The following is a 13,175-nucleotide window of genomic DNA, read 5'->3' on the forward strand; positions in this document are numbered from 1 at the left end:
CTGCCGTCAGGCCTCGAGATCGATCAGGGCGATGCCGAGATCGGAACGCTTCCTGCGGCGCAGATGACCTGGCGTTTCCAGCACCGTGATCTCGAGCGTCGGCTGCACGACGCCTTCCAGAAGATGGCCGCCGCGTGTCGTGCCGTTTCTCAGGCCAAGCACCGTATGGACGTGGAGACTGGGCTTGCCGCTGTCGTCGACGGCAATGTCGCCGATGGCGCTCAGCACCTCGCATTGCTCGTCGACCGGGATCTTGCGATAGGATTTCGATTGAAAATCGAACCAGCCGACGGCCGCCCGCTCGAACGCTCCGATCGCCGTCAAGGACGCGCCGGCAATTCCGTTCTGGCCGGCAAAGGCAGTTAGCGCGGCGATTGCCTCCTCGCCAGGCTCAAGCACGACGACGAAGGTCCGCTGTCCGGAAGTCTCGGCAACAAGCTTCGATTTCATGTCATACCCTCGGCGTTGGCTCCTTTCGCCGTCTTCCCCGGCTTGGGCGAGCGCAGCAACAGGGCGAGCGGCACGAGCAGTGCGGTCGCGATCGCCGAGTAGCGGAAGACGTCGACATAGGCGAGCAGCGTCGCCTGGCGGCCGATAAGCTGGCCTATCCAGCCGACCGCCTGCGCCTTCGCCTCGATGGCCGTCGAGCCCTGGCCGATGAAATAGTCGCTGACCTGCCGCAGCGTCTCCTGATAGGTGGATGACGATTGCGCGGTGTGCGCGACCAGGTTCGACTGATGCACCTGCGCGTTCTGGGCAATCACCGTGTTGGTCAGCGAGACGCCGATGCTGCCGCCGTTGTTGCGGGCAACGTTGATCAGCGCCGAGGCCTGGTTGGTCTTCCGCGGCGGTAGGCCGACATAGGCCGCCGTCGAGATCGGAATGAACAGGAAGGGCAGGCCGATCATCAGGAAAACACGGGCATAGGCAAAGAAGCTGAAACTGGCATCGGGCGCCAGAGCGGTCATGTGCCAAAGCGCCACCGCCACTACGGACATGCCAAGCATGATTAGATATTTCGGCTGCACGAAGCCGGAAACGATGCCGGAAACCGGCATCAGCATCAGCAAGGCGATGCCGCCCGGCATCAGCGAAAGCCCCGACAGCGTCGCGGTGTAATCGAAGGCGGTCTGCTGCAGCTGCGGCATGAGCTGGGTCGTGCTGAACAACACGGCGCCCACCGCCATCATCACCAGGAACGAGGTGCCGAACTGACGCGTGAACAAGAGACGCATGTCGACGATCGGATCGCGGCGGGCAATCTCCCACGGGATCAGCAGGAGAAACGATACGGTGGAGATCACGGCGAAGGTGGTGATGAAGTTCGACGCGAACCAGTCGTTGCGCTGGCCTTCATCGAGGAATACTTCGAGGCAGCCAAGCGCCAGCGCCACCAGCACGAAGCCTATCCAGTCGACCTTCAGGCCGCCTTTCAGCCGCTCCTGGCGTTCACGCTCCAGCACCGCGGGTTCGGCCACCAGCCACTGCACGAGTGCCAGCGACAGAATGCCGAAGGGCACGTTGATGAAGAAGATCCAGTGCCAGGAGAAATTGTCCGTCAGCCAGCCGCCGATCGTCGGACCGACCGTCGGTGCGACAACGACCGCGATGCCGTAGAGCGCGAAGGCCTGCGAGCGCTTTTCGGGTGGAAACGTATCGGCCAGGATCGACTGCTCGCTCGGCGCCATGCCGCCCCCGCCGAGACCCTGAATGACCCGGAACACGATCAGCATCGGCAGGTTCGGCGCCAGCCCGCAGAGCAGCGATGCGGTCGTGAAGGTGGCGACGCAGAGCATGTAATAGCGCTTGCGGCCGATGATATCGGCGAGCCAGCCGCTGATCGGAATGACGACCGAATTGGCGACCAGATAGGTGGTGATGATCCAGGTGCTCTCATCCATGCCCGCCGCAAGGCTGCCGGCAATGTTGCGCAGCGCGACATTGGCGATGGAGGTGTCCAGCACCAGCATGAAGGTGGCGATGGAGACGACGACGGCAATGAGCCACGGATTGCGCCCGCCGGCTGCCGAGCGGCTTTCACCGCCATGGGCTGTTGCCGTCACGTCAGTCATCGCACCTTGACCGTCGGCACGACGGACATGCCTGGACCGAGATAGGCGTCGGGCGGCTGGTCGAAGACGATCTTGACCGGCACGCGCTGCACCACCTTGACGAAGTTGCCGGTGGCGTTTTCGGCGGGCAGCAGGCTGAAAGCGGTGCCGCTGCCGGCCTGGACGCTGTCGACACGGCCGTGGAAGGTCTTGTCCGGATAGGCGTCGATGGCGATGTCGACGGGTTGTCCCGGCCGCATCAGGTCGAGCTGCGTTTCCTTGAAGTTGGCCCTTATCCACACATCCTTGGGGACGAACATCATCAGCACCTGTCCCGGCTGCGCGTAGGTGCCTTTCGCGGCGGTGATGTTTGTGGCACGCCCGGCAACCGGGGCGACGATTGTGGTGCGCGTCAGCGTCGTGCGGGCCTGATCCTCGGTGGCCTGTGCCTGCTGCAGCTTGGCTTCAGCGCTTTTGCCCTGGGCCTGCAGGACAGCGAGTTGGCTTTTCGCGGCCTCCGCATTGGCCATGGCCGTGTCGAGGGCGGCCTGATCCTGGCGCAGCGTCGAAGCCGCCTGCTCGGCCTGCTGCTGCGTCGCCGTGCCCTTGGCCAGCAATTCGCGGTTGCGCTTGTCCTCGGCCTTGGCGAATTCGAGCGCGGCCTCGGCTTGCGCGACCTGCTTCTGAGCGGCGTCGATCTTGGCGTTCTGCGCGACGGTCTGGGCCTGCACGTCAGTTATCCCGGCCCGTGCCGCCACCACGCCGGCCTCTGCCTGTTTGAGCGAAGCCTGATAGTCGCTGTCGTCGATGCGCAAAAGCACGGCGCCGGCCTCGACGGGCTGGTTGTCGGTGACGGCGACGTCGGTGATGCGTCCGGCGATCTCGGCGCCGACGGTAACCGTGCGCGCATCGATGAAGGCGTCGTCGGTCCACTCATAGTTGCGCGCGTTCAGCCACCAGAGCACTACGCCTGCAGCCACCAGCAGCACGACGAGCAGAATAGCTCCGGTTACGAAAGGATGGCGCCTGATCGATCCGAACAGGTTGCGGCGCTTGTCCTGGGAAGCGCCAGATTCTTCTGGCGAGGCATCCTGTTCCGGTGGGGCGTCGGCCTTCGATTTTCTTTCCGCATCGGACCGCCGCGGGCCTTTGCCCTGCTTGTCAGCACGACGCGCGGGCTGCTGCCTTTCATCGACGGGTTCGGCGACTGGAGAATTCGTATCCATGAGGAATCGCCTTCAATCGACCTGGGGATCTGCGCGAATGGCGCAATTCGGGGTCAACAGCGCGCGCCGGGAAAAGTTCCTCCGCTCTGCTTGAGCCGTGGCGTCCCGATCCACAGGAAGCCGCGCGCCGGTATCTGCCGAGCGGGTCACTCTTTTGTGAAATAGCTTCGAATTTTGCACTGGCAAATTCGAAACAGTGCCCGCCTCAGCGCGTTTCTGACCAGCCGGTCTGATCGACAGATGATCTCAGCTGTTGTCGAATGTCGCGTCCGGCACCACCACCAGCTTACCGACGAAATCCTTGGCCATGAAGTCGGTCTGGGCGCGGTGGAAATCCGACAGTTTGTAGACGCCGCCGACCAGCGGGCTGATCTTCTTTTCCTCGATATAGCGGACGATGCGGCGGAAGTCGGCGCGCGTGCCCTGGCTCGATCCGTGGAGCTGCAACTGTTTGAGATACATCGTGCGGAGATCGAGCTGCACCACCGGGCCGGCGATCGCTCCGGCAGTCGTATAGCGGCCCTCGGGCCGCAGGATGCGCAGCAGGTCGTTGAAGATGGCGCCGCCGACCAGATCGGCGACGACGTCGATGGGTTGGCCAGCGGTTGCTTCGGCAACGGCGGCGGGCAGGTCGGCCACGCCGCGCGTGATCACCTTCTCGGCTCCGATATCGAGCACCGCCTGTTCCTTGCCCTTGCCGACAACGGCATAGGGAATGGCGCCGCGGGCGCGTGCCAGCTGCACGATGCCGGAACCGACACCGCCGGAGGCGCCGGTGACCAGCACCCGCTCGCCGGCCTTCAGGCCGGCGCGCTCCAGCATCTGCTCGCCGGTGAGGTAGGCGCAGCAGAAGGTTGCCAATTCGATGTCGCTAAGGTCGGTATCGACGACATGGGCATTCTCGGCCGGGAGCGTCTGATATTCGGCGTAACCGCCGTCGCGGCCATGGCCCATATAGTCGATGTCGGCAAGTGAATCGTCGTCACGGTTATAGATGGAGAAATCGACCATGACGCGCTCGCCGATGCGGTTCGCAGGCACGCCGTCGCCGACGGCGACGATGGTGCCCACCGTGTCGGTGCCCTGGATGCGGGGAAAGGTCAGCGTGTTGCCTTGCCGGCGCCAGGTCGACACCGCCCCGGCATCCTCCTCGGTGCCATAGGCGCCCTGGCGCACCCAGACGTCGGTGTTGTTCATCCCGCAAGCGCTAACCCTTATCAGCACTTCGCCCGACGCAGGCACCGGCACTTTAACGTCGGTGCGGTAGACGAGTTTTTCCAGTCCGCCGTGCCCGGTGAGCAGCACGGCCGACATGGTGGCGGGGAGGGTTTTGGTCATGGAATTCACAGTGGTCGATTTCAGATGCTGGCAAACACGCCGTTCACGGCATCGGCCGTCTTGGCGACGATCGTGTCGGCCTCCGCGCGCGTCAGGCAGAGCGGTGGCGCGAAGCCGAGAATGTCGCCCTGCGGCATGGCGCGGCCGATGACGCCGCTGGCGGCAAGCGCCGTGGCGACCTGCGGTCCGATCTTGAGCGAAGGATCGAAGAAGACGCGGTCGTCGCGGTCCTTGACGAACTCGACCGCCGCCAGCATGCCGTCGCCGCGCACCTCGCCGACATGTTTATGACCGCCGACGGCCTTGGCGAGCTCGGCGCGGAAATAGGCGCCCGTCTCGCCGGCATTCCGCACCAGATCCATCTCGTCGATCAGCTCGAGATTGGCGACACCGGCGGCAACGCAGATCGGATGCGCCGAATAGGTCCAGCCATGGCCGAGCGAGCCGAGCTTGTCGGAGCCTTGCACCAGCACCTGCCAGACCTTGTCGGCGACGATGACGCCGGAGAGCGGCGCATAGGCCGAGGTCAGGCCCTTGGCGATGGTGATCAGGTCCGGCTTGATGCCGTAATGGTCGGAGCCGAACATCGTGCCGAGACGACCGAAGCCGGTCACCACCTCGTCGGCAACGAGCAGCACGTCGTATTTCTTCAGCACGGCCTGGATTTTTTCCCAATAGCCGGCGGGCGGCGGCACAATGCCGCCGGTGCCGAGGATCGGTTCGCCGATGAAGGCGGCGACCGTTTCGGGGCCTTCTGCCAGGATCATCTCGTCAAGCTTGTCGGCGCAATATTGCGAGAACTGCTCCTCGCTCATCGAGCGGTCGGCGCGGCGGAAATAATAAGGCGCCTCGGTGTGCAGGATCGGCGCGCGCGGCAGGTCGAAGGCGTTGTGGAACAGCTCCAGCCCGGTCAGCGATCCGGTCATCACGCCCGAGCCGTGATAGCCGCGCCAGCGCGAGATGATCTTCTTCTTTTCCGGCCTACCCAGCACGTTGTTGTAGTACCAGATCAGCTTGATGTTGGTCTCGTTGGCGTCGGAGCCGGAGAGGCCGAAATAAACCCTCGACATGCCCTTCGGCGCGCGGTCGATAATCATCTTGGCGAGCGTGATCGACGCCTCGGTGCCGTGCCCGACATAGGCGTGGTAGTAAGCGAGGTTCTTCGCCTGCGCGGCGATCGCATCAGCAATCTTCTGGCGGCCATAGCCGACATTGACGCAATAGAGGCCGGCGAAGGCATCGATGCTCTTTTTGCCGTTGTTGTCCCAGACGGTGACGCCTTCGCCGCCGGCCATGACGCGGGTCGGAGACTCACCGCGCGCGTGGGTGCCCATATGGGTCGAGGGATGGAAGAAATGGTCGCGATCCCAGGCGGCGAGTTCATTGGACTGATCGAGCATCTTTTTCTCCTAATGAAAATGTAGACCCAGCGCGGCTTGAGGTGTGTCGAGATTCAGGTCAGGCCGAGACGAAAACGGCGGTTTCCGAGAACCGGAGCGGAGCGTACTTAAGTACGTGAGCACCGGAAGCGGAGGAAGCCGCCGTTTGCAGGCCGGCATCACCTGAATATCGGCACACCTCAGGCGACGTCCAGGCAGAGGTATTTCAGATCCGTGAAAGCCTCCAGCCCGTGGCGCGAGCCTTCGCGGCCGATGCCGGACTGCTTGACGCCGCCGAACGGGATCGGCGCGCCGGTGATCTTGACGCGGTTGATGGCGACCATGCCGTAGTCGAGGGCGCGGCCGAGGCGCTGCTGGCGGGCACCGTTCTCGGTCACGACATAGGCGACGAGACCGTATTCGGTGGCGTTGGCGCGGGCGACGACTTCCGCTTCGTCCTCGAAGGGCGTCACGGCGGCGACCGGGCCGAAGGTCTCCTCGCGCATGATCAGCGCGTCGTCGGGAACATCGGTGAGCAGCGTCGGCTGATAAAACAGCGGCCCGGCCTGATGCCGCTTGCCGCCGGTCAGGCAGCGCGCGCCATGGGTCAGCGCATCGGCGACCTGCTCCTCGACCTTCTTGACGGCGCGCTCATGCATCAGCGGCCCGATGTCGGCGCCGTCCGAGAGGCCATTGCCGGTCCGCAACGCCTCGATGCGCCTGGCGAAAGCGGCGCAGAAGCGGTCATAGACCGGCCGCTGCACATAGATGCGGTTGGCGGCAAGGCAGTCCTGGCCCGAGGTGGCGAATTTGGCATCGACGGCGATGCGGACAGCCTTGTCGAGATCGGCGTCGGCAAAGACGATCAGCGGGGCGTGGCCGCCGAGTTCCATCACCAGCCGCTTCATCGTCGGCGCGCTCTGCGCGGCGATCAGCCGGCCGATCTCGGTCGAGCCGGTAAAACTCATGGCGCGGACGCGCGGGTCTTCGCACATCCTGCCGACAATCGTTGAAGCCTTGCCGGTGAGCACGTTGAAGACACCGGCCGGCAGTCCGGCGCGCTCGCCGAGTTCGGCCAGCGCCAGCGCCGACAGCGGCGTCTCCGAAGAGGGATGGGCGACGATGGTGCAGCCGGCGGCGAGGGCGGCGGCGGCCTTGCGGGTCAGCATGGCCGAGGGAAAATTCCACGGTGTGACGACACCGACAACGCCAAGCGGCTCGCGCCGCACCATCATCTCGGCGTTCGGCAGATGGCTGGTAACGCTCTCGGCGTTGAGCCGTTTGGCTTCCTCGGCGTACCACTCGATAAAGGAGGCGGCATAGTCGATTTCGCCCAGCGATTCCTTCAGCGGCTTGCCCTGCTCGAGCGTCATCAGCAACGCCAGATCTTCCTTGGCGGCGATGATCAGTTCGAACCATTTTCGCAAGATCCTGGAGCGTTCCTGCGGCAACTGCGACCGCCAGGCCGGAAAGGCGCAGGCGGCCGCGTCGATGGCTTTCGTCGTCTGCCCGGCATCGAGCGCGGCAACAAAAGCTACGGTCGCGCCGGTCGCCGGATCGGTAACTTCAAAACTTTCCGCAGCCTCGCTTGCCGTCCAGTGGCCATCGACATAGGCGAGCTCGCGCAGCAGCTTGCGGTCGGCGAGGCGGTCGAGCGCTTCGTGGCGGTGCGAGCGGGCAAAGTGCGCGGACATAATCGGCTGCTCCGGTTGGTGTGATGCCGCAAGACTAGAGGTATCGCGCAAAGGATGAGACTGTTTGGGCGCTGTTGCGTAGAGAGATTCTCTCTACTGCGCCGCCGGGCCAGACGATCTCTCCACGAGGGAGATCTTTACGACTGCACCGGCAGCAGGTCGGCGAGCGGCACCACCGCCTCGTCCTTCACCGTCTTGATGACGATGTAGGTGAAATAGCGGTCAATGCCGATTTCGCGCTCGAGCAAGGCATCGACCAGCCGCTGATAGGTGTCGATGTCACGCGCCATCACCTTCAGCACATAATCGACGCCGCCGCCCACCGACCAGCAGGCGACGATCTCGGGAATGTCGCGGATGACACGCTCGAAGCGGTCGAAATCGGCTTGGCGATGGCTGGCCAAGGTCACCTCCATCAGCACAGTCGCCACCGGCGCGATCGTGCGCATGGCGATCGCGGCATGGTAGCCGGAGACGATGCCGGCCTTTTCCAGCTTGCGCAGCCGCATCCAGCACGGCGTCGGCGACAGGCCGACCTTTTCCGCCAGCGCCAGCTTGGTGATGCGCCCGTCGCGCTGGATCGCTTCGAGAATCCTGAGGTCGATCGGGTCGAGTTTCGCGGCGGCCATCGATGTCCACTTTTTGGGTCCGGCGTACCATGACGATGCATTATTTCGATTGTCAATTGCACTGATTTCGATCTCTAATAAGTCATGACATTGTGGCAACCCGATCCCGCGCTCATTCGCCGGCCGGCTTATCTGTCGCTGGCCGACCAGTTCGCCCGCGCGATTCATGACGGGCGGCTCGCCAACGGCGCCCGGCTGCCGACGCATCGCCGCCTTGCCGACGATCTGAAACTTTCTGTGCAGACCGTCAGCCGCGCCTACGAGGAACTGATCCGCCGCGGCCTGATTTCCGGCGAAGTCGGCCGCGGCAGCTTTGTGCAGACGCAGCGCCGCGAGCCGGAGCCGCCCTATCTTCCGGAGCGGCTGGGTGAGGTCATCGACCTGTCCATCCTGAAGCCGGTCTGCGAGCCGATGCATCTGGAGAAGCTGAAGCAGGCGCTGGGCTGGCTGGCCGAGAACCTGCCGTCGAGTTCGGCGCTGTCGTTCCGGCCCAACATGGTGTTTCCGCGCCATCGCGCGGTGGCGGTCGAATGGCTGAAGCTCTGCGGCCTCGATGCCTCGCCGCAGAACGTCAACCTGACCAATGGCGCCACCGCCGGCATGACGGTGGCGCTGATGAGCGTGGCGCCGCCGGGCTCGACGGTAGCCACGGAAGCGATCGGCCACCACACGCTGATACCGCTCGCCCGCTATCTCGGCTTCAACCTCGAAGGCCTGCCGATCGACGAAAACGGCCTGATTCCCGAGGCGCTGGACGAGGCCTGCCGTCTCTCCGACATTCGCGCCGTGTTCGTGCAGCCCTCGGTGATCAACCCCACGGCGACGCTTATGGATGCCGCGCGGCGCGAGCAGATCGCGGCGGTGGCGCGCAAGCACGACATAGCCATCGTCGAGAACGATGTGCTGGGGCCGCTGGTCGAGGACCGGCCACCGGCGGTTGCCGCTTTCGCGCCCGAACGCACACTCTACGTCACCTCATTCACCAAGATCATCGTGCCCGGCCTGCGCATCGGCTATCTCGCGGTGCCGGACCGCTATGTCGCGGCGGTCGCCAACCGTCATCTCGTGTCGAACTGGATGGCGACGCCGATGGTGGCGGAGATCGCAACGCGCTGGGTGACCGACGGCACGGCGATAGAATTGGTGCGCTGGCAGCGCGCGGCGCTCAGACGACGCCAGGATATTGCGGCGGAAGTGCTGACGGGTGTCGACTACCGCGTCCATCGCGACGGGCTGCATCTGTGGCTTGAACTGCCCGCTGACCGCGCCGAGGAAAGCTTCGTCGCGCAGGCGCGTCTGCGCGGCGTGGCGATCGCGCCGGGGGCTTCCTTTCGCATCGCCGACACGCCATGGCATCCTGCCGTGCGCATCTCGCTGGGTTCGACCACCGAGGGGGAACTGCGCGCCGGGTTGAGCGTTGTCGCCAAGCTCCTGCTTGGCGATCCGGAACATCTCCTGCTCGCCATTTGATCCACAAAGGGGAGCGCAAATTGCCCTGAAATCGTGCGGTGCCGCAAATATTGTCATGATATTATTTTCCCAATTGACATGATTTAGCGCGTTTCGCATCGTTAAAGGCACAGGCTTCTCAGAACGGGGAAACGGATTGCCCGCACCCATCATCAAGGTCGATGCCATTTCGAAAAGTTTTGGCACCTTCAAGGTGCTGGACGGCCTGTCGATGCAGGTCATGCCGGGCGAGAAGCTGGCGCTGATCGGTCCCTCCGGCTCGGGCAAGACGACGATCCTGCGCATCCTGATGACGCTGGAGAAGATCGACGCCGGCCACATCCAAATCGATGGCGAGCAGCTCTATCACATGGAGCGCAACGGCCTGCTGCTGCCGGCCGACGAGCGGCACCTCGCCAAGATGCGCCAGAAGATCGGCATGGTCTTCCAGCTCTTCAATCTGTTCCCGCACAAATGCGTCATGGATAATGTCACGCTGGCGCCGATGCTGACCAAGGGCATGCCACGCGCCGCCGCCGAGAAGCGGGCGATGGAACTGCTCGACATGGTCGGCCTGGCCGACAAGGCGAAGGCAATGCCGGCGCAGCTTTCCGGCGGCCAGAAGCAGCGCGTGGCGATCGCTCGCGCGCTGGCGCTGTCGCCAAAGATTATGCTGTTCGACGAGGTCACCTCGGCGCTCGATCCGGAGCTGGTCGAGGAGGTGCTCAACGTCATGCGCAAGCTCGCCGCCGAGACCGACATGACGATGCTGCTCGTCACCCACGAGATGGGTTTTGCCCACGACTTCGCCGACCGGGTGCTGTTCTTCGACCGTGGCCGGATTGTCGAAGAGGGCAAGCCCGACGAGATTTTCCGCCATCCCAAACAGGAGCGCACGCAAGGTTTCCTGAAGAAGATCATCGCGGCCGGACATCGCGTCTGACCGCTATGCAAAAGGCGATGAAGTCGTCCTTAGGGCGACAAAGTCGTCCCTAAAAAAGGCGGCGACGCCGTCCTGAGATCAACGCAAACCAAGAAGCAAACAAGGAGTTGGGAACAATGAAGAAACTTGGCATTCTGGCCGGCGCCGCCGGCCTGGCGGTGAGCGCAATGCTGCTCGCCTCCGGTGCGCGTTCAGCAGACGACGCAAAGCTCGAGCAGCTCAAGCAGCAGGGCTTTGCCCGCGTCGCCATCGCCAACGAGCCGCCCTATACGGCGGTCGCTGCCGACGGCAAGGTTTCGGGCGCCGCACCGGACGTGGCGCGCGAAATCTTCAAGCGCCTCGGCGTCAACGATATCGTCGCCTCGATCTCCGAATATGGCGCCATGATCCCGGGCCTGCAGGCTGGCCGCTTCGACGTCGTCACCGCCGGGCTGTTCATGAAGCCGGAGCGCTGCGCGGCGGTCGCTTATTCCGAACCGGTGCTGTGCGACGCCGAGGCGATGCTGGTCAAGAAGGGCAATCCGAAAGGCTTCAAGAGCTATGCGGATATCGCCAAGGATACTTCCGCCACCGTTGGCGCGCCGGGCGGCGGCACCGAGGAGAAGCTGGCGCTCAATGCCGGCGTGCCGCGCGATCGCGTCATCGTCGTGCCGGACGGCCAGAGCGGCCTCAAGATGGTGCAGGACGGTCGCATCGACGCCTATTCGCTGCCTGTCCTGTCGATCAACGACCTGATGAAGAAGGCCAACGATCCGAACCTCGAAGTCATCGCGCCGGTGCAGGGCGCGCCGGTCTACTGCGACGGCGCCGCCTTCAAGAAGGGCGATGAGGCGCTGCGCGACGCTTATGACGTCGAGCTTGCCAAGATGAAGAAGTCCGGCGAGTTCGCCAAGATCATCGAGCCCTACGGCTTCTCGGCCAAGGCGGCGATGTCGACGACGCGCGAGAAGCTCTGCGCGGCGAAATAGCTTTTTGCCTTCTCCCCGTTCACGGGGAGAAGGTGTCACGAAGTGACGGATGAGGGGCGGCGCCAGGTTCTGGCAAGTTCGCGCTGCCCCTCATCTGCCTCCGGCATCTTCTCCCCGTAAACGGGGAGAAGATGGCTAACCGCAAACGTTGGAACCCAATGATCCAGTGGTCCGGCTATATCGGCCTGATATTGCAGGGAGCGCTTGTCACCATCGAGCTGACGCTGATGGGATCGGTGCTGGCCCTGATCATGGCCTTTCTCGCCGGCATGGGACGGCTGTCGCGCTTCTTCATCATCCGCGCGCTCGCCACCGCCTATATCGAGTTCTTCCGCGGCACCTCCATCTTCGTGCAGCTGTTCTGGGCCTATTTCGTGCTGCCCTTCGCCGGCCTGTCGCTGACGCCCCTGCAGGCAGGCGTGCTGGCGCTGGGTCTTAACGTCGGCGCCTATGCTGCCGAAGTGGTGCGCGGCGCCATCCAGTCGGTCGGCCGCGAGCAGCACGAGGCCTGCACGGCGCTCAATCTCGGACGCTGGCAAGGCATGCGCCATGTCATCCTGCCGCAAGCGCTTTTGGTGATGCTGCCGACCTTCGGCAACAACGCTATCGAGCTGCTCAAGGCGACGTCGGTCGTGTCGCTGATCTCGCTCGCCGACCTCACCTTCCAGGCGCAGGTGGTGCGTTCGCAGACCGGCAGCACGCTGATGCCGTTCACCACCATCCTGGTCATCTATTTCGTGCTCGCGCTGATCATCTCATGGGGCGTGCGCTCGCTGGAGCGCCGCATGGCGCGCGGCCTCGACGGAGTGCGCGTCTGATGGATTGGGCATCGTAATGGATTGGGACTGGGATTTTGTCCGGCAGATCCTGCCGACGCTGATCCAGGGGGTGAAGATCACCATCCTGGCGACGCTGCTCGGCTCGATCCTTGCAGGGATTGTCGGCCTGGCCATTGCCCTGGCGCGCCGCTCGCCGAACAGGGCGGTGTCGCGCAGCGTCGGCTGGGTGGCCGAATTCATCCGCGGCACGCCGCTGCTGGTGCAGCTATACTTCATCTTCTACGTGCTGCCCGATTTCGGCATCCTGCTGCCGCCGCTCGTGGCCGGGGTCATCGGCCTCGGCCTGCATTATGGCACCTATACTGCGGAGGTCTATCGCGCCGGCATCGACAATGTGCCGCGCGGCCAGTGGGAGGCCGCCAAGGCCTGCAATCTCAGTGCCCGCCAGACCTGGAGCCATATTATCATTCCGCAGGCGATCCCGCCGATGATCCCGGCTTTGGCCAATTACTTCATAGCCATGTTCAAGGAGACGCCGCTCTTGTCGGCGATCACCGTGCTGGAGCTGATGAACCAGGCCAAGAGCGTCGCCAACACCTACTACCGCTATATCGAGCCGATGACGCTGGTCGGCGCCTTCTTCCTCGTCATCAGTCTGTTTTCAGTCGTGCTCCTGCGCTGGCTGGAGCACCGCTACGGCAGGATCGAGAGATGAAAGT

The 13,175-nt window shown here is 64.0% G+C and carries 12 protein-coding genes; 5 read left to right on the forward strand and 7 right to left on the reverse strand.

The genetic code is table 11. The features are described from left to right. Positions 1-6: 6 nt before the first annotated feature. The 7 genes from FJ974_RS12085 to FJ974_RS12115 all read right to left on the reverse strand — a co-directional run bounded on the left by FJ974_RS12085 (position 7) and on the right by FJ974_RS12115 (position 8,317). Positions 7-450 carry a PPC domain-containing DNA-binding protein gene (locus FJ974_RS12085; RefSeq protein ID WP_140536983.1) on the reverse strand — a complete coding sequence of 148 codons (444 nt, stop codon included), beginning with the start codon at positions 448-450 and terminating at the stop codon, positions 7-9. Next, positions 447-2,072: a DHA2 family efflux MFS transporter permease subunit gene (locus FJ974_RS12090; RefSeq protein WP_226891580.1), complete on the reverse strand. Its 1,626-nt coding sequence runs from the start codon at positions 2,070-2,072 to the stop codon at positions 447-449. The genes FJ974_RS12085 and FJ974_RS12090 overlap by 4 nt, the downstream gene beginning before the upstream one ends. After that, complete coding sequence (locus tag FJ974_RS12095) at positions 2,069-3,277, reverse strand: HlyD family secretion protein (RefSeq protein WP_140535027.1); 1,209 nt, start codon at positions 3,275-3,277, stop codon at positions 2,069-2,071. Before FJ974_RS12095 ends, FJ974_RS12090 begins: the two co-directional genes overlap by 4 nt. 246 nt (positions 3,278-3,523) lie before the next feature. After that, positions 3,524-4,624 (reverse strand): alcohol dehydrogenase family protein, encoded by a 1,101-nt coding sequence (locus FJ974_RS12100; protein ID WP_140535030.1) that lies wholly within the window; start codon positions 4,622-4,624, stop codon positions 3,524-3,526. A gap of 11 nt (positions 4,625-4,635) precedes the next feature. Continuing rightward, positions 4,636-6,015 carry an aspartate aminotransferase family protein gene (locus FJ974_RS12105; RefSeq protein WP_140535033.1) on the reverse strand — a complete coding sequence of 460 codons (1,380 nt, stop codon included), beginning with the start codon at positions 6,013-6,015 and terminating at the stop codon, positions 4,636-4,638. A gap of 179 nt (positions 6,016-6,194) precedes the next feature. Then, positions 6,195-7,688: an NAD-dependent succinate-semialdehyde dehydrogenase gene (locus FJ974_RS12110; RefSeq protein WP_140535036.1), complete on the reverse strand. Its 1,494-nt coding sequence runs from the start codon at positions 7,686-7,688 to the stop codon at positions 6,195-6,197. A gap of 137 nt (positions 7,689-7,825) precedes the next feature. Beyond that, positions 7,826-8,317 (reverse strand): Lrp/AsnC family transcriptional regulator, encoded by a 492-nt coding sequence (locus tag FJ974_RS12115; RefSeq protein WP_140535039.1) that lies wholly within the window; start codon positions 8,315-8,317, stop codon positions 7,826-7,828. Between the two features lie 84 nt (positions 8,318-8,401). Between FJ974_RS12115 and FJ974_RS12120 the strand changes: the two genes are divergently transcribed. The 5 genes from FJ974_RS12120 (at position 8,402) to ehuD (ending at position 13,171) form a co-directional block, all read left to right on the forward strand. Then, positions 8,402-9,787, forward strand: a complete 1,386-nt coding sequence (locus tag FJ974_RS12120; protein ID WP_140535041.1) for a PLP-dependent aminotransferase family protein — start codon at positions 8,402-8,404, stop codon at positions 9,785-9,787. A gap of 136 nt (positions 9,788-9,923) precedes the next feature. Then, positions 9,924-10,709, forward strand: a complete 786-nt coding sequence (gene ehuA / locus FJ974_RS12125) for an ectoine/hydroxyectoine ABC transporter ATP-binding protein EhuA (RefSeq protein ID WP_140535044.1) — start codon at positions 9,924-9,926, stop codon at positions 10,707-10,709. A 167-nt stretch (positions 10,710-10,876) separates the two neighbouring features. Then, positions 10,877-11,677, forward strand: coding sequence for an ectoine/hydroxyectoine ABC transporter substrate-binding protein EhuB (gene ehuB, locus FJ974_RS12130; protein WP_413468351.1), 801 nt, complete (start codon positions 10,877-10,879; stop codon positions 11,675-11,677). Positions 11,678-11,835: 158 nt separating this feature from the next. Next, positions 11,836-12,495, forward strand: coding sequence for an ectoine/hydroxyectoine ABC transporter permease subunit EhuC (gene ehuC / locus FJ974_RS12135; protein WP_140535280.1), 660 nt, complete (start codon positions 11,836-11,838; stop codon positions 12,493-12,495). Positions 12,496-12,511: 16 nt separating this feature from the next. After that, entirely contained in the window at positions 12,512-13,171 is a 660-nt protein-coding gene (gene ehuD, locus FJ974_RS12140) for an ectoine/hydroxyectoine ABC transporter permease subunit EhuD (protein ID WP_140535050.1), read from the forward strand. Positions 13,172-13,175 lie beyond the last annotated feature (4 nt).

This window comes from Mesorhizobium sp. B1-1-8 (genome assembly GCF_006442795.2).
Classification (GTDB): Bacteria; Pseudomonadota; Alphaproteobacteria; order Rhizobiales; family Rhizobiaceae; genus Mesorhizobium.